At 60.2% G+C, this 16,881-nt stretch carries 15 protein-coding genes; 2 read left to right on the top strand and 13 right to left on the bottom strand.

The features are described 5' to 3' along the window. Positions 1 to 8: 8 nt before the first annotated feature. The 10 genes from AB1S50_RS12440 to AB1S50_RS12395 all read right to left on the bottom strand — a co-directional run bounded on the left by AB1S50_RS12440 (position 9) and on the right by AB1S50_RS12395 (position 8,113). Positions 9 to 488, bottom strand: a complete 480-nt coding sequence (locus AB1S50_RS12440) for a phosphatidylglycerophosphatase A family protein (protein ID WP_367151076.1) — start codon at positions 486 to 488, stop codon at positions 9 to 11. Next, positions 488 to 1,459 (bottom strand): thiamine-phosphate kinase, encoded by a 972-nt coding sequence (gene thiL / locus AB1S50_RS12435; protein WP_367151074.1) that lies wholly within the window; start codon positions 1,457 to 1,459, stop codon positions 488 to 490. The genes AB1S50_RS12440 and thiL overlap by 1 nt, the downstream gene beginning before the upstream one ends. After that, a complete protein-coding gene (gene nusB, locus AB1S50_RS12430) occupies positions 1,440 to 1,910 on the bottom strand; it encodes a transcription antitermination factor NusB (protein ID WP_367151072.1) in 471 nt (156 codons plus the stop codon). The genes thiL and nusB overlap by 20 nt, the downstream gene beginning before the upstream one ends. A 29-nt stretch (positions 1,911 to 1,939) precedes the next feature. Further along, positions 1,940 to 2,410, bottom strand: coding sequence for a 6,7-dimethyl-8-ribityllumazine synthase (gene ribH, locus AB1S50_RS12425; protein ID WP_367151070.1), 471 nt, complete (start codon positions 2,408 to 2,410; stop codon positions 1,940 to 1,942). A 13-nt stretch (positions 2,411 to 2,423) separates the two neighbouring features. Then, entirely contained in the window at positions 2,424 to 3,539 is a 1,116-nt protein-coding gene (ribBA, locus tag AB1S50_RS12420; protein ID WP_367151069.1) for a bifunctional 3,4-dihydroxy-2-butanone-4-phosphate synthase/GTP cyclohydrolase II, read from the bottom strand. Between the two features lie 53 nt (positions 3,540 to 3,592). Beyond that, positions 3,593 to 4,258, bottom strand: coding sequence for a riboflavin synthase (locus tag AB1S50_RS12415; RefSeq protein WP_367151068.1), 666 nt, complete (start codon positions 4,256 to 4,258; stop codon positions 3,593 to 3,595). An 11-nt stretch (positions 4,259 to 4,269) separates the two neighbouring features. After that, entirely contained in the window at positions 4,270 to 5,379 is a 1,110-nt protein-coding gene (gene ribD, locus AB1S50_RS12410; protein ID WP_367151066.1) for a bifunctional diaminohydroxyphosphoribosylaminopyrimidine deaminase/5-amino-6-(5-phosphoribosylamino)uracil reductase RibD, read from the bottom strand. Between the two features lie 20 nt (positions 5,380 to 5,399). Then, complete coding sequence (gene nrdR / locus AB1S50_RS12405) at positions 5,400 to 5,867, bottom strand: transcriptional regulator NrdR (RefSeq protein ID WP_367151065.1); 468 nt, start codon at positions 5,865 to 5,867, stop codon at positions 5,400 to 5,402. A 120-nt stretch (positions 5,868 to 5,987) separates the two neighbouring features. Continuing rightward, positions 5,988 to 7,256 (bottom strand): serine hydroxymethyltransferase, encoded by a 1,269-nt coding sequence (glyA, locus tag AB1S50_RS12400; protein ID WP_367151064.1) that lies wholly within the window; start codon positions 7,254 to 7,256, stop codon positions 5,988 to 5,990. 359 nt (positions 7,257 to 7,615) lie between these two features. Continuing rightward, positions 7,616 to 8,113 (bottom strand): outer membrane beta-barrel protein, encoded by a 498-nt coding sequence (locus AB1S50_RS12395; RefSeq protein ID WP_367151062.1) that lies wholly within the window; start codon positions 8,111 to 8,113, stop codon positions 7,616 to 7,618. Positions 8,114 to 8,423: 310 nt separating this feature from the next. On the opposite strand from AB1S50_RS12395, the gene AB1S50_RS12390 reads away from it, so the two are divergent. Beyond that, on the top strand, positions 8,424 to 8,837 hold the full coding sequence (locus AB1S50_RS12390) for a SpoIIAA family protein (protein WP_367151060.1): 414 nt from the start codon (positions 8,424 to 8,426) through the stop codon (positions 8,835 to 8,837). Between the two features lie 49 nt (positions 8,838 to 8,886). Here AB1S50_RS12390 and fnr read toward each other — a convergent pair whose 3' ends face one another. Together fnr and hemN are read right to left on the bottom strand one after the other, a co-directional pair. Beyond that, a complete protein-coding gene (fnr, locus tag AB1S50_RS12385) occupies positions 8,887 to 9,639 on the bottom strand; it encodes a fumarate/nitrate reduction transcriptional regulator Fnr (RefSeq protein ID WP_367151058.1) in 753 nt (250 codons plus the stop codon). Between the two features lie 76 nt (positions 9,640 to 9,715). Next, the gene (gene hemN / locus AB1S50_RS12380; RefSeq protein WP_367151057.1) at positions 9,716 to 11,119 is read right to left on the bottom strand and encodes an oxygen-independent coproporphyrinogen III oxidase; all 1,404 of its coding nucleotides are present in this window, start codon (positions 11,117 to 11,119) and stop codon (positions 9,716 to 9,718) included. A 530-nt stretch (positions 11,120 to 11,649) separates the two neighbouring features. On the opposite strand from hemN, the gene AB1S50_RS12375 reads away from it, so the two are divergent. Further along, positions 11,650 to 14,607 carry a TonB-dependent receptor domain-containing protein gene (locus tag AB1S50_RS12375; protein ID WP_367151055.1) on the top strand — a complete coding sequence of 986 codons (2,958 nt, stop codon included), beginning with the start codon at positions 11,650 to 11,652 and terminating at the stop codon, positions 14,605 to 14,607. A 94-nt stretch (positions 14,608 to 14,701) separates the two neighbouring features. On the opposite strand, the gene AB1S50_RS12370 is transcribed toward AB1S50_RS12375, so the two are convergent. Then, positions 14,702 to 16,375 (bottom strand): tetratricopeptide repeat-containing sulfotransferase family protein, encoded by a 1,674-nt coding sequence (locus AB1S50_RS12370; protein WP_367151053.1) that lies wholly within the window; start codon positions 16,373 to 16,375, stop codon positions 14,702 to 14,704. Positions 16,376 to 16,881: the final 506 nt, after the last annotated feature.

Genomic DNA, 16,881 nt, shown 5'->3' with positions numbered 1-16,881 from the left:
CCTAAGCCCTAGGCCACCCAGAGGGCAGTGAGCTGCAGCACCAGCGCTGCGTAGCCAGCTGCCAGTATATCGTCCAGCATGACGCCCCAACCACCGCGCACCTGGCGGTCGGCCCAACGGATGGGCTGCGGCTTGGCGATATCGAACAGGCGGAACAGCAAAAATCCGTACAGTGCCCAGCCCCAGCCGGCCGGGGCCATAAACATGGTGAGCCAGTAACCCACCATTTCATCCCAGACTATGCCGCCGTGATCGTGCACCCCCAGCGCCCGGGACGCCGCACCGCAGAGGTAACAGCCCAGCAGTGCCGCCGCAACCACTATGGCCAGATACCAGGCGGGTGGCAGGCTCTGCAACAGCCACCAGAAAGGAACCGCCATCAGGGTGCCGGCGGTGCCCGGCGCTCTGGGCGACAGGCCCGAACCAAAGCCGAACGCCAGCAGCAGAGTGGGGCTGCGCAACACTTGTCGTAGAGTAGGCTGAGTCATCACTGAAAATGCCGGTAGCCACTTTGTTTGCAATGCCAGGGGCGCCCCTGCAGCCGGCAGCGTACCGGCTCTCCATCGCCCCGGCGTTCAGTCACCCGGCCTATGTGCACCGGTTCGAAACCGGCCGCCGCGCAGCGCCGGTACAGCTCTTCGGTGCGGCTTTTGGGCAGGGTAAAACACAGCTGGTAATCGTCTCCGCCCGCTGCCGCCAGCGCCAGCGCCTCCTCCCCCGCCAGCCGCCGGGCCAGCCCGGCGACCGGCAGTGTCTCCAGCGCCAGTTCCGCGCCGACACCGCTGGCGCGACAGAGGTGTCCGAGATCCGCCAGAAGTCCGTCGGAGATGTCGATGGCGCTGTGGGCTAGATCGCCGACTATAGTGGCGAGGGCCAGTTGTGGTGCCGGCCGGTAGTAGGCGTCGCACACCTGGTGGGACTCGGCCTCACTGACCCGGCGCTGCCCCAGAATCACCGGCAAGGCGGCCGCCGCCGCGCCCAATGGCCCTCCGACAAATATATCGTCACCGGGTGCGGCGCCGTCGCGCCGCAGCGGCTGTTGTGCACTGCCGGTCACCTGCACGGTGATCGATAATGGCCCGGCGGTGGTATCGCCCCCAACCAGTGAAATATCGAATTCAGCGGCGGTCTCCAGCAGGCCGGCGGCAAAGCCCTGCAACCAGGCGGCGTCGCTGCGGGGCAGGGTCAGCGCCAGGGTAAACCAGAGGGGCCGGGCGTTCATGGCCGCCAGATCGCTGAGATTGACCCGCAGGGCCCGCTCGGCAACCAGTTCCGGGGGGGCCTGGCGGGGGAAGTGAACCCCCTCCACCAGGGTGTCGACACTGGTGGCCAGCAGGCCCTCGGCGGGGGCACTCAACAGGGCGCAGTCGTCGCCGATCCCCAGCACCACCCCGGGCCCCCGGGGGGCGCGGGCAAAATAGTCGCGGATAATTTCGAATTCACCGGGGTTGGCCTGCACCCTGCTCTCCGCTGTTTCTGGCGGCCGCCACTTCCGCCGCGCGCAAATCCTCGGCGGTTTTGTCCAGGATGCCATTGATAAATTTGAAGGCGTCGGTGGGGCCAAATTTTTTCGCCAGCGCCACGGATTCGTTGATGACTACCTTGTAGGGCACGTCGACACGCTGCTGCAGTTCGTAGGTGGACATGCGCAACAGGGCGCGGGAGACCGGGTCCAGATCGTCGATCTGCCGGTCCAGGTGCGGCGCAAAGGCGGCTTCCACCCGGTCGAGATTTTTCGCCACTCCGTGGAAGAGATCGCGAAAATACGGCACATCAGTTTTGCTCATATCGTTGTCGGCGTGAAATTCGGCCTCAATTGCGTTGAGACTGGCGCCAGCCATCTGCCACTGGTAGAGCGCCTGCATAGCGAAGTGGCGCGCCTTGCGGCGCGCAGATGCGGTCACTGTCATAACCCTGTATCCGATAAACTTGCAGCCGGTTAAATCCTGCCCAGCAGGGAGACCATTTCCAGTGCGGTTTGCGCCGCTTCGGCGCCCTTGTTGCCGGCCTTGGTGCCGGAGCGCTCCACAGCCTGTTCGATGGAGTCCACGGTGAGCACACCAAAACTGACCGGGATGCCGCTGTCCAGGGACACCTGGGCCAGCCCCTTGGTGCACTCGCCGGCGACGTATTCAAAGTGCGGCGTACCGCCGCGTATGACGGCACCGAGGGCGATAATCGCGTCAAAATTTCCGCTGGCGGCGAGCTTTCTGGCCACCAGGGGCAGTTCAAAGGCTCCCGGCGCGTAGCAGATGGTGATCTTCTCTTCCCCGATGCCCTGGCGGCGCAGGGTATCCAGCGCCCCGTCTTTCAGGCTCTCCACTACAAAACTGTTCCAACGGCTGACCAGCAGTACAAACCTGCCCCGGCTGTTGACGAAATCACCTTCGATTACCTGGATGTCGCTCATTGTCGTGTCCTGCCTAGTTCCAGTCAGCGTTCAGATACTCTTCCACTTCCAGATCGAACCCGGAAATGGCATTGAATTTAAACGGCGCGCTCATGAGGCGCATTTTGCGCACTTTGAGATCGCGCAGAATCTGGGAGCCGGTGCCCACCTGCTTGTACACCAGCGCCTGGCTGGGGCGCTGCTGTTTGCCGCTGATCAGCCAGTCGATGCTCTCTTCGATCTCTTCGGTAGTCTCGTTGTGGCAGATAAGCACCACGACGCCCTTGCCCTCCTCGGCCACCCGTTGCATGGCGCGGCGAAAGGTCCAGGGGATAAATTCTTCGTCGCCGCGGCGGATGGTCAGCACATCGCGCAGGGTGTTGCCCACATGCACCCTGACCAGGGTAGACTCTTCCGGCGCGGGCTTACCGAGTACAAAGGCGAAATGGCGCTCGCGCCGCGCCTTGTCCAGATAGGTGCGCAGTTTGAACTGGCCGAACTCGGTCTGCACCTGGCGCTCGTTGGTGCACTCGACTGTCTTTTCATTGAGCGCGCGGTAAGTGATAAGGTCGGCGATGGTGCCGACCTTGAGATCGTGGGTGCGGGCGAATTTCTCCAGGTCGGGGCGGCGCGCCATGGTGCCGTCCTCATTCATGATCTCGACGATCACCGCCGCCTGCTCGAAGCCGGCCAGGCGCGCCAGGTCGCAGCCGGCCTCGGTGTGGCCGGCGCGGCTGAGCACACCGCCGGGCTGGGCCATGATCGGAAAAATGTGGCCGGGCTGCACCAGGTCCTGGGGTTTGGCGTTGCGCGCGGCCGCGGCGCGGATGGTGCGGGTGCGGTCGGCAGCGGAGATACCGGTGGTGACCCCCTCGGCGGCCTCGATGGAGACGGTGAAATTGGTACTGAACTGGGCGCCGTTGTCCCGCGACATCAGCGGTAGATCCAACTGCTCGCAGCGCTCCCTGGACATGGGCATACAGATGAGTCCGCGCGCATGGGTGGCCATGAAATTGATATCTTCGGCGCGCACCTGCTCCGCCGCCATCACCAGATCGCCCTCGTTCTCGCGGTCCTCGTCATCCATCAGTATGACCATGCGGCCCTGACGGACGTCGTCGATCAATTCTTCAACCGTATTTAATTCCATCGTACTCTCTCGGCGGTTCGGGGATCTGCCCCGGTATCGAAATTCGGAATGCGCTAGCGGCCCGTGGAAAAACCGTGCCGGGCCAGTAATTCGACTGTCAGGCCGGCACTGTCTGACGCCGCGGCCCCACCACCCAGCAGCAGGCGCTCCAGGTAGCGCGCGATCAGGTCCACCTCCAGGTTGACCCGGGTGCCGGCCCTATAACCGCCGATAATGGTCTCCTGCAGGGTGTGCGGCACTATGGTCAGCTCGAACTCGGCGCCATCCACGGCGTTGACGGTGAGACTGGTGCCGTCCACGGTGATGGAGCCCTTGTGGGCGATATACCTGGCCAGTGTGTCGGGGGCTCGCAGGCGAAAACGCTCCGCCCGCGCCTCGCGCCGGCGCCAGATCACTTCGCCGATGCCGTCCACATGGCCGCTGACAATGTGCCCGCCGAGGCGGGTACGGGGCGTCAGCGCCTTTTCCAGATTGACCCGGTCGCCCCGCTTCCAGCTTGCGACACTGGTGACGTCCAGGGTCTCGGCAGAGACATCGGCCCAATAGCCGTCGCCGGGAAGCTCCACCACCGTGAGGCAGACACCATTGGTGGCGATGCTGTCCCCGAGCTGCACGTCCGACAAATCCAGCCGGCCGGCTTTGACCCGCACCCGCAGGTCACCGCCCTGGGCTCTGAGCTCGGCTATCTCACCGATGGCTGCAATAATTCCAGTAAACATCAGAATCGGCCCTAGCGTTCAATATCCGTGGTGGCGGTTATACGCCAGTCGTGGCCTACCGCGCGCATATCGGTAATGGTGACAGGCAGAACCGAGCCCATGCGCGCGATGGGCAACTCAAACAGCGGCCGCGCACTGCTGCCCAGCAGCTTTGGCGCCATATAGACGATCAGCTCGTCCACATGGCCGCGATAAAGGAACTCTCCCGACAGGGTAGCGCCGCTTTCTATCAACACCTCGTTGCACTGGCGGCGCGCCAGTTCCCGCAGCAGTGCCGAGAGGTCCACGCGACCGCCGCTATCGGCGGGCAGGGCCAGCACCTCGGCACCGGCCCCCTGCAGGCGCTCGCTTCGGGAGGAGTCGGCCCGCTCTGTGGTGCAAATCAATGTGGGGGCATCCCCCTGTAAAATAAAGGCGTCCACCGGTGTGCGCAGCTGGCTGTCCACAATCACCCGCAGGGGTTGCACCCGGGCGGCCTCTTCCGCGGAGAGCAGTTCCAGCGCCATCTCATCGGCGCGCACATTCAGGTTGGGGTTGTCGAAACGCACGGTTTCGACACCGGTGACGATTGCACAGCTGCGCGCCCGCAGCCGCTGCACGTCGGCCCGGGCCGCCGGACCCGTCACCCATTTCGATTCACCGCTGGCCATGGCGGTACGCCCATCCAGGCTCATGGCCGACTTGCAGCGCACCATTGGCAGTCCCAGTGTCATGCGCTTGATAAAGCCGGGATTGAGGGCCCGGCACTCTCTCTCCAGCACAGGCCCCTCTACCTCAATACCGGCCTCCCGCAGTTTTTGCAGACCTGAGCCGCTAACAGAGGGATTTGGATCCTCCATACCAAACACCAGCCGCGCCACGCCGGCGGCGACCAGCGCCTCGACACAGGGGCCGGTCCTGCCCGTGTGACTGCAGGGCTCCAGGGTGACGTAGACAGTTGCGTCCGCAGCGCGTCCGCCGGCAGCCTGCAGGGCTTCGATCTCGGCGTGGGGCAGGCCGGCGCGGCGGTGCCAGCCCTCCGCCAGGATCGCACCGGCGGCATCGGCGATAACACAGCCGACCCGGGGATTGGGCATGGTGGTGTACAGCCCCCGCTGCGCCAACTGTACGGCGCGAGCCATAAGGGACTCCGCTGTGGGGATCATTTGATCTCCGACGGCTTGCGGGTCAGGCGCTCGATTTCCCTTCCGAAGTCACTGACGTCCTCGAAACGGCGATAGACCGAGGCGAAGCGCACATAGGCTACCTGGTCCAGTTCGCGCAGCTGCTCCATCACCAGCTGGCCGATGGCCCTGGCGGGCAGCTCGCGCTCGCCGGCGGCCCGCAATGAATGCTTGATATGCGCCACCGCCGTCTCCACCTGCTCGGTGCTGACCGGGCGCTTTTCCACCGCCCTCTGAATGCCGGCGCGGAGTTTTTTCTCGTCAAAGGACTCGCGCTTGCCGTTCTGCTTGATGACCCGCGGCAGCAACAGCTCTGCGGTCTCAAACGTGGTGAAGCGTTCGCGGCAGCCCAGGCATTCGCGCCGGCGGCGCACCTGGTCGCCCTCCGCGACCAGCCGGGAATCGACCACCTTGGTATCCTCTGCGCCGCAGAAAGGGCAGTGCATGGAGCTGTGTCCCTGTATCAAAATAGACCGCAGTCTACCACAGCCATTGCACTGGGACCGCGGCCCGGACAGGCCGATACAAACCGCAACCCGGCAAACCGGGCGGCGGTTCAATGTCGATCAGTCGTTTTTATACACCGGAAACTGCGCGCAGATATCCAGTACTTTTTCTTTCACCTCGGCAATGGTCGCCTCTGCATCCTTCTTCTCCAGCGCATCCAAAACATCACAGATCCAGTGGGTGAGCTGGCGGGTTTCGTCCACACCAAAACCGCGGGTGGTGATGGCCGGTGTGCCCACGCGCAGGCCACTGGTGATGAACGGCGAGCGGGGGTCGTTGGGTACCGCGTTCTTGTTCACGGTGATATTGGCCCGGCCCAGGGCTTCATCCGCATCCTTGCCGGTGTATTCCTTGCCGATCAGGTCCACCAGCATCAGGTGGTCGTCGGTACCTCCAGACACGATGTTGATGCCCCGATCGAGAAAGGTATCCGCCATGGCGCGGGCATTCTGTACCACGGCCTTCTGGTAGGCCTTGAATTCCGTACCCATCGCCTCTTTGAAGGAGACCGCCTTGGCGGCGATGACATGCATCAGTGGGCCGCCCTGACCGCCGGGAAATACGGCGCTGTTGAGTTTCTTTTCAATCTCTTCGTTGGCGCGCGCCAGAATGATGCCGCCGCGCGGGCCGCGCAGTGTTTTGTGGGTGGTAGAGGTGACCACATCCGCATGGGGAACGGGGGACGGGTATTCACCCGCTGCCACCAGACCCGCCACATGGGCCATATCCACCAGCAGATAGGCGCCGACCCGGTCGGCAATAGCGCGGAAACGGGCCCAGTCCATCACACGGCTGTATGCGGAAAAGCCCGCCACCACCATCTTTGGCCGGTGCTCCAGCGCCAGCCGCTCCACCTCTTCATAGTCCACTTCGCCGGTATCCGGATTCAAACCGTACTGCACCGCCTTGTAGATCTTGCCGGAGAAGTTCACCCGCGCGCCGTGGGTCAGGTGACCGCCGTGGGCAAGGCTCATGCCCAGGACTGTATCCCCGGGCGCGCACAGCGCCTGGTAGACGGCGGCATTGGCCTGGGAACCTGAATGGGGCTGCACATTGGCGTAGTCAGCACCAAACAGCTTCTTCGCGCGCTCAATGGCGAGGGTCTCGGCCTTATCCACATACTCACAGCCACCGTAATAACGCTTGCCCGGGTAGCCTTCCGCATACTTGTTGGTCATGGTGCTGCCCTGAGCCTCCATCACCAACGGGCTGGTGTAGTTCTCGGAGGCAATCAGCTCGATATGCTCTTCCTGGCGGCGGTCTTCTTCCTGGATAGCCTGCCAGATTTCGGGATCGAATGAGGCCAGTGTCACGGACGAATCAAACATGGTATTCCCTCGGCAAAGCGGGTTGCTGGCGGATGCCAAATTCCACGATTTCAACGGTTAATCGGGCATTCAAACAGACCTTACGCGACCTTTTTGATCGCTGCCCCACCCCTGGCAATTGCGCCAGGTGGCTGGTATGACAGGGGCCGGTGGCGCATTGAGGCGGCCCAGGGCCGGCAACTCCGGCGCCGTGGCTACAGTGTAGTGTCGCCACACCCCGCAAGGGCGCGCATTGTACACCAACACGTTACGGGTTTGGGGGCCGGCTGCGCAGCCCCTCTTCGCGGCAGCACTCCGGGGGAATCAGCGCAGCGCCCGGTGGGCCGGAGATACGGGCGGCAGGACGCCGCCCGCAGGGATCAGAAGGATAGCGTCATGCTGCCGGACCAAAAGCCTACGTCCTGCTCAATTACGGTGTATTCCAGCTCCAGATTGGTGTTGGGGCTGATATTGAAACCAACGCCACCGCCGAGGGAAATACCCGTATCGTTGTCACTGGCACTGCCAATACTGACATCTTCGAACAGGAGACCCAGGCGACCCTTGAAATAAATATCGCCGTGGGAGCGGTAGGTGCCGTAGCCTGCCAGCGTCTGGATATCCACATCCGCTGGACCGCGAAACAGATCTGCTTCACCGCTGACCAGGGAGTTGGTGTACTCGGCTTCAAACCCCCAACCGGACGGGGAAGTGAAACCTCCGCGCAGACCGACATTGAACGGGCTGTCAGCATTCCCCAAGTCGATATCCATTATGCCCGCAGTGACACCCCAGTAGGCACCGCCCTGTTGCGCCATGGCGGCAGCGGAAGTCAGGCTCAGGGCAAGCGCAGCCGCGCCCATTACAAAATTACGCATCATAATCTCCTGTGTTTTGTCGGATAAAATTGCGCGGATTGTAGCGGGCTTCTCAGGCGCCGAACAGCCACGGGTTCACATCAATACCCGGGCGACATAAATCGATTCTACGGGCCGGGCTACGAAATCCATCGACATCACCAAACTCAATGTCAGCCGTTCGGAACCCAAACCCCTTCCGCCTGATCCAAATCAAGCGGGGCAACTGCGCGGCCGGGACAATTGTTCGGTATAGACCCGGCAACGCTGACACGGGGGCGGCGAATACTGAAGCAGGGAACCTCTGAAATCTGATAGTGGAGAAAGTGATATGCAAGAAGCCGACAGACACGGTTTATCCATTGGAATTCAACGCACCAACGACACTGTGTTTCTCTATTTGAAAGCCACCGGCAAGCTGACCCACCGGGATTACGAAATCATCGTGCCGATGATCGACCGCGCCCTGGAGGCGGTCACTGAGCCAAAAGTAAAAGCACTGTTCGACGCCCGGGAACTGGAAGGTTGGGAACTGCGCGCGGCCTGGGATGATTTCAAGCTGGGGCTAAAGCACGGCAATCAGTTCTCCCGCGCGGCCATCGTCGGCAATCAGCACTGGCTGCGCGCCGCTTCGGCAGTGGCCGGCTGGTTTGTTTCCGCTGAGATAGAGTTATTCGACTCGCCCGAGCAGGCGGTGTCCTGGCTGGAAAAACCTGTATCGGAAACCGGCGCAGACCCGGGCTAGGGCCTGTTCACACTAAAGGAAAGCCGGGGAAGGCTTTTTCAACGAGCTGCTAAAGGTTTACCGCCCGCCCAACGGCGTTCTCATCGCAGACAAAATGCGTACCGGCCAGCTCGCTCAAGGCGATGATGTCCAGAATTTCCACGTCGCGGCCGGATACCCGCAGCAACCCATCGCGCTGAAAGGCGGAAAACAACCGGCTGACGGTCTCCGCCGTTAGGCCCAGGTAATTGGCAATATCCGTCCGCGGCATGGACAGCACGAAGCGGCTGGCGGAATAGCCCCGGCGCGCATAGCGACTGGAGATATTCACCAGCAGTGCGGCCAACCGCACATTGGCCGAGCGCTTACCCAGCAGCAGCAGAATTTCGTTTTCCTGGCGCAGCTCCTCGGAAAAGAGTGCATAGATCTGCTGCTGCAACGCCGGTATCTGTTGCGCCAGCACTTCCAGCTGGGCAAATGGGAAGACGCACACGCTGCTGTCTTCCAGGGCCCGGGCAAAGCTCGGGTGACAGCGGGTGCTGTAGGCATCCAGCCCCAGCAGTTCGCCGGGCAGGGCGAAGTTGGTCACCTGGACGTCGCCGTCCGCCGACAGCACTGAGCACTTGAAACTGCCGGAGCGGATGGCATAGAGGTTGTGGAAAGGGTCGCCGGCTCGGTACAGGGCCTCCCCCGACTTTACCGTGAGCCTGGCGCCGGTGAGCGCCTCCAATCGCTCCAGGTCCGGCTCGGGCAGCCCCGCTGGCAGGCACAGCCGCCTGACCGTACATTCACTGCACTTCACCGCCGCCGAATTTCTCGCCATATCCGCGCCCCTGCCGCCATTACATTCACCAGGCGCCATTGTAACCGCTGAACACTTTTTAGTCGCCATATGCCAGTCAAAGCACCCGGGAATAGCGACCGGTATCCGCCTCACTGTGCAGATAGCTGTCGAACGCAGAGGCGGCATTGCGGGCGAACCAGCGGCCCTCCTCGGTCAGGTAGAGGGAGTCCGCATCCTGGCGCAACAGGCCGCAGTCGAACATGGGCTGCAGGCGCCGCAGCTCCTCCGCGAACCTCTTCTCAAAGGGCCCACCGGCGCGGTCTGCCAGATCGCTTTTATCCAGGCGCATGCGGCACATCAGCTCCATCACCAGATGCTGGCGCAACCGGTCGTCTTCGCTCAGGGTCCAGCCTCTGTAGGCAGCACTGCCACAGGCGCGAATCCGCTCCACATAGTCCTTCAGGCGGTGGTGATTCTGCCAGTAGCCATCGGCGCTATAACTGATGGCGGAGGCACCCAGGCCGATCAGCGCATCGGCAGGCATCAGGGTATAACCCTGGAAGTTGCGCCTCAGCCTGCCCTCCCGAGCGGCCAGGGCCAACTCGTCGTGCGGAAGAGCAAAATGATCCATGCCCAGGAATTGGTATCCCGCCGCACCCAGCTCTTCCAATGCCGCCAGTTGCATTGTGATCTTTTCCTGTGCCGACGGCATGGCATCGGAATCGATCAGTCGCTGGGCTTTGAACCGAGCGGGCAGATGGGCGTAGTGATAGAGCGCTATGCGGTCTGGGGCCAGCTGCAGCACTTTTTTCACTGTGGCGCGCATGGTGTCGGCACTCTGGTGCGGCAGGCCGTAGACCAGGTCGTAGGAAATGGATCCAAATCCACAGGCCCGCGCGGCCTGGGTCAGGTTCGCCACCGAGCGTTCGTCACAGACCCGGTTGATCGCCTGCTGAACCCGCGGATCGAAATCCTGTACACCCATACTCAGGCGGTTAAAGCCCAGCTCGCGCAGGGTTTCGAGGGTCTCCGGATCCAGGGTGCGGGGGTCCGCCTCAACACTGTACTCGACTTGGCCCGGAGGATGCAGGTTGAACACTTCCGCCAATCCGGAGACCAGCCGGCGCAGGTCGGCATCGGTCAGGAAGGTGGGCGTTCCACCGCCTAGATGCAACTGGATAACGGGCAGGTCCGCCACCTTGTCGCGGTACCAGTGCGCCTCTTCCAGCAATCGGTCTATGTAGCTGGACACCAGCCCGTACTGCTGGGTAATCACCTTATTGCAGGCGCAGAAGTAGCACAGGGAGCGGCAAAAGGGGATATGCACATAGAGCGACAGACTGGTACTACCGCGCAGAGCCCGCCAGGGTTCTGCGGGCGAGTTGCCGGCCTCCAGGGGCAAAAACCGGTCCGCAGTGGGATAAGAGGTATAGCGGGGACAGGGGCCGGCGAAGCGGCTGAGCATTTCGACGGACAGGGCGCCGGCACCGTCTTGCGGGCAGGCGTCAACTGGGGCCATAGGGCAACCTCATGCAACGATATGGTCGCGGCGAGGGTAACCGACCGGCTGCAGCACCCGCTTGATCCACATCAATCTCCGTATCGGTCATCGGGACTCGGTAGCAGGACTCTGACTACGCCATAGGGCCCATGGGCGAAACCCTTTGGGCGACTCTTCTCCCTTGATTGACTTTCCCGCCAAATCTTTCGCAGACCGGCTTCACCAACAGGCTGGCTATATATTAACCACAAAAAAACAGGCGCCAGTTAAATTAATAAAATTTCACAACAAATTGGTTTTTTTTAAAAAAAAATAACGCTTAAACGATTTAAGGCGGGATATTTCCCCCGCCATGTCGGCCAACAAATAGTCGTTACGGCTATTTTTAAATCAACACAATCAACTGAAAGAACTGACAATTAATTCTTAAAATTCCCCATGCCTATTTAGTACATTAAAGTCGATTAGTTCCTTAAAAGAAGTAAATATACAACAGATAAGTACGTCATATATCTCACATAAATACCTTGCATTTCTAAGGATAAATCATGATCAAGACCCCACTGAGTGTTGCTATTGCGGCTCTCGGCGCTGTCGCCGCCGCCAGTGTATCGGCACAGAACTCTGCGCCTGACCCTACCGTAGAAGAGGTTGTCGTTACCGGCTCGCGCATCCAGCGCGCTAACGATGTCAGCATCAGTCCGGTAGCTACCGTGGATGCCGATGAATTTAAGGCAACCGGCACGGTGCGCGTCGAAGACCTGATCAACGACCTCCCCCAGGTTGCCGCCACCCAGACCGCCGGCGTAGCCAACGGCGCCACTGGTACCGCCACTGTTTCCCTGCGCGGCTTGGGCTCGCAGCGCACCCTGGTACTGATCGACGGCCGCCGTATGCCAGCCGGCTCTCCGCTGGCAGGCGGGTCCGGCGCCGACCTGAATCAGATCCCTGCAGCTCTGGTGGAGCGGGTTGAGGTTCTGACCGGTGGCGCCTCCGCGACCTACGGTTCGGACGCTATCGCTGGGGTTGTGAACTTCATCATGCAGGACGACTTTGAAGGGGTGCGCTTCGAGGCCCAAACCGGCATCTACCAGCACAACAACGATAACAGCGGAATTCAAAGCGTGGTGGAAAACGCCGGCTTCGAAGCGGCCGATGGCAGCGTGACCGACGGCGAAACCAATGACTTCTCCTTAATCATGGGCGCCAACCTGGACAATGGCCGCGGCAATGTTACCGCCTATGCCAACTATCGCAGGATAGACCCAGTGCTGCAGGCCGACCGCGACTACAGCAGTTGCGCGCTGGGGGGCAGGCCCGGCGCCTTTAGCTGTGGCGGTTCCCCTACCACACCCGAGGGTCGTTTTACCGATTTTGGCCTGAACGAGGGCGACACCACCGAAGGATTCGAGTACGCGGTTGACGGGAACAATTTCGTTCCGCCCACCAGTGACTACAATTTCGGCCCACTGAACTATTTCCAGCGCCCGGACGAGCGCTGGACCATGGGCGCCTTCGGTCACTATGAAGTGAATGACCAAGCGGAGATCTATACGCAGCTCATGTACGCCGACGACCGCTCTGTGGCGCAGATAGCTCCGTCAGGCGCCTTTTTCGTCACCAATGACCTCTTTTGCGGCAACCCCTTTCTGTCCGATGCCCAGTTTGACGCCATCTGCGGCGTTTACGGCCTGACGGAGAACGATTTCGTCAGCGACCTGACGGTGACCAATACGGATCCGGATACAGGCGCAGTCACCAGCACTGATGGAGCTATCTACATCGGCCGCCGCAATGTGGAGGGCGGAGCCCGTCAGGACGACTTGCGCCACACCACTTTTCGCGGTGTGTTCGGTCTTCGGGGCGACCTCAACAACAACTGGTCCTACGATGTCTATTGGCAATATTCAGAAGTGAGCCTGGAGGAAACCTACTTCAACGACTTCTCCATCAACCGCATCCGCCGCGCCCTCGACGTGCGCCGGGACGAGAACGGCAACCCGGTCTGTCAGTCAGTGCTGGACGGCTCGGATCCCAGCTGCGTACCCTGGAACATCTTCCAGGAGGGCGGCGTCACCCAGGAAGCCGTCGACTATCTGGTACTGCCACTGTTTGCCCGCGGAACCACCGAACAGGAAATCTTCTCCAGTTATGTTTCCGGCGACCTCACCGACTATGGGGTAAAGCTGCCCACCGCCGACACAGGCGTAGCGGTGGTCCTGGGCCTGGAAAGCCGCCGCGATTCTCTGAATTTCTCCCCCGACAACGGTTTTCAGACCGGTGACGGCGCGGGCCAGGGCGGCCCGGTTCTACCGGTATCCGGCTCTCTCAGCGTGCAGGAAGTGTTCGGTGAAATGAGTGTGCCCTTGGTGAGCGATCGACCCGGCATTGAGTATCTGGGCCTGGACCTGGCCTATCGCTATTCCGACTACTCCACCGACGTGCAGACCGACACTTACAAGCTGGGCGTCGAGTGGCAACCTACCGAGGACTTGAAGTTGCGCGGCAGCTTCCAGTCCGCGGTACGTCACGCGAGCATTCGCGAACTCTTCCGCCCCGAAGCGATCGGATTATTCGATCTAACCCAGGACCCCTGCGGCTCGCGCACCGACGCTAGCGGTAATCTCATAGGCCCTACTGCCACTTTGGAACAGTGCCAGAACTCCGGTATCACAGCGGCCACCTATGGCGATGCTATTGACAATTCGGCCGGCCAGTACAACGTAGTCGGCGGCGGCAACCCGGACTTAGCCCCGGAGGAGTCTGAAACCCTGTCGTTTGGTTTTGTCTACTCGCCGTCCTTCGTGGAAGGCCTGACCTTTAGCGTCGATTACTTCAATATCCAGGTCACCGACGCTATCGCCGGCATCGACCCCGAAACCATTCTGAATAAGTGTCTGGAAACCGGTGACGCTCTCTTCTGTGATGCAATCAACCGCGGTGCCAATGGCAACCTATGGATTGGCTCCGCCGGCATCACCGCCACCGACGTCAATATCGGCTTCTTCGAAACCGAAGGCATCGACATCAACTCCAACTACGGCTTTGACATCGGCTCTCTGGGCGCAATCGACATCAACTGGATCGCCACTTACCTTACCAAATGGGATCAGCAGGAGTTTATCGGTGAACCGGTTCAAGACTGCGTCGGTGTCTGGAATGGTGCCTGCGGCGAACCAACTCCTGAATTCGCCAGCACGGTCCGCGCGACTTGGGTCTCGCCCTGGGATGTTGACGTAACTGGCGGGTGGCGCTATATCGGAGCAGTTGACGACCTGGGCGCCAATGGCGCCAACTTCGATGCGGTGAATTACTTCGATTTGTCGGCGTCCTGGGTCGCCACCGACAATGTGACCTTGCGCGGCGGAATCAACAATGTGCTGGACGAGGAGCCGCCTCTCACCGCAGACGCCGGAGCCGATATTTTCGGTAACGGCAACACCTTCCCAGGCACCTATGACGCACTGGGCCGTTACGCCTTCCTGGGCATGACGCTGGACTTCTGATTTTTCAGTGCCATAACCCGGCAGCCGAACTGGCCGCCGGGTTAAAGTCCTAATAAAAACAAGGGCGCGATGGAAATTCTATCGCGACCTTGTTTTAAGGCTGCTTTTCCAGCAATAGGTCGGAGAGGTATTTCTCCAGCACCCCCAGGTGAGACTGGTAATGCCGGTAACGACCGACGGATCCGCGGTGGATGCCTTCACGTACCTGCCAGATACTCGCAGTTTTCACATAGTTTTTTCGTTCGATAAAGTTCATGCAGGCGGGATCCCATGGCAACTGCAGAAAGCGCAACAGTCCGCGCGTCTCCGCCTCCGGCTCGGCCACCAGCTTCTCGTAATTGACCTCGATAATACTGTCTGGAAACAATCCCTTCCAATGCTCCATCAGCCGCAGCTGTTCAACGCAATAGTGACCAATACTGTCGAGATCTGCGGAGTAATTCATACCCCCACCCAACTGCTGAAAGTAAATGGACAGGCAGTTGTCGAGAAAAGCGCGCCGGGTCCAGATTATCCTGGCACCGGGGAAAATACTCTTGATCAGGCCAATATGCAGAAAATTATCCGGCCGCTTATCGGTGACAATATCCTCAGATGGAAATCTTCTTTTAAGGTAACTCAGGTAGTCACCGCCGTTCCGGCGAAAAAAATCACTACCCTTGTCCTTTATTGCCTGTGGATAATGCTCCCCCATGGCCGCCACCAAAGCGGGGAAAAACTCCAGTTCTCCTCCTCCAGTGACCTGGTGATGACCGCTTACAATTTGCTCAACCAGGGTCGAACCGGAGCGGAACATACCACAAATAAACACCGGCGTATCGGGTAAGCCCCGGCGCTCCCCGGAAAACCAATCCGGCGAAAACACCTGTATCAACCGGTCAACCAGCTCCGTGTGACCCGCCCGACTGTAGGGCGCAAGACGCCGTATACCCAGCTCATTGGCGGCCTTGTAGGAGGAAAATGCCCTGTCGTAGCTGCCACAGTTATCCAGCAGCTTGCCAAGGGCAAAATTCAGTTCTTCCAACTCCTCCGGGGGTATCCCCTGCCTGACGAATTGGGAAGAAATCTGTTGAATGAGTGGATCCTCTGCACTGTGCGCCCTGTGTAGATAAGCCAGGCGGGACAGAGCCAGACTATAGTTGCCGTCGATGGACAGGACTTTCCGGTAGTAATCCGCTACGGATTCTCTATCGCCTTCTTCCTCTAATAACCCGGCGAGATTCACCAGCGCCGGAATATAGTTGGGGTTGATGTCCAAAGCTTTACCAAAACTCTGGCGCGCCTCCTGCTCCTGCCGCAGCTCGGAACAGATCACGCCGATATTGGTATAAACTTCCTCCGGGTGTGAGATATTTTTACTCAGAGCTTTCCGATACTGCTCCAGGGCCTCCTCCAGGTGGCCAGCCCCCTTGAGCAAGCGGGCAAAGTTGTAGATATTGTCCGGCCTGTCCGGTAGCCGCTGCAAAAAACTGCGATAGGCACCGATGGCCTTGTCAAGATCTCCCATCGACTGCGCCAGTTCCGCCACACGCAACCAGTAGCCTGGTTTCGCTGGGAACTCATTGGCCAGCTGGTGGAGGCAAACGGACGCTTTGGCCAATTCCTTTTGTTGCATATGCAGCTGGAAAATCTCGCGCAACAGTCCCTCACGCCCCTCTCCAGTCTCCAAAAGCTGTCCATACAGCTGTTCCGCCTGATTGAACCGCTTCTGGGCCACCAGGGCCCGGGCCCGGGCCAGGTGCGACAAAAACTCTTTTGTAAAATTCATAGGCACAAAAATCAGGGGTATCCTTGGCAACCTCCTAGGGTGCAGCAATTGCCCCACTATTTCCAAGGGTTTCGGGTCGCTATATCAGTTGTGCCCCCATCAGCAGCACAGCGAGCCTGCTCTACGCAAAGCCCCGCAGAGCGGGCCTGTGGCAGTACTGAATTGATCAGAGGTTCTTTAAGATGAATTTGATACTCATAGCCGTAACGCTCTACCCTATGTATCTACCAGCAACCTTGTTAGGTGTCTGGGGATTATCGCCGATAGAGGCGAGAACCCTGCCCTGGGACTGGGCTTATACCGGGGAAGAGGTCCACCAAAATAACGGTTTTATCGATGGAGTTTGCGCGGGTAGTCATTACCCTGCTAGGGCCTGTTAACACTAATTAGCCGGTCAGCGATCAATGAAAAGTTGATGAAGAACTTAAAAACGACATCCAACTTATCAAATCGACTAAATATTCTTCGGAAACCTTTCAAGCGGCGAAACAGACGCTCTACTTCAT

The organism is Microbulbifer discodermiae, from assembly GCF_040742695.1.
Lineage (GTDB): Bacteria > Pseudomonadota > Gammaproteobacteria > Pseudomonadales > Cellvibrionaceae > Microbulbifer.
The sequence above is the reverse complement of the archived record's forward strand: the minus strand, read 5'-3'. Positions and strand labels throughout refer to the sequence as shown.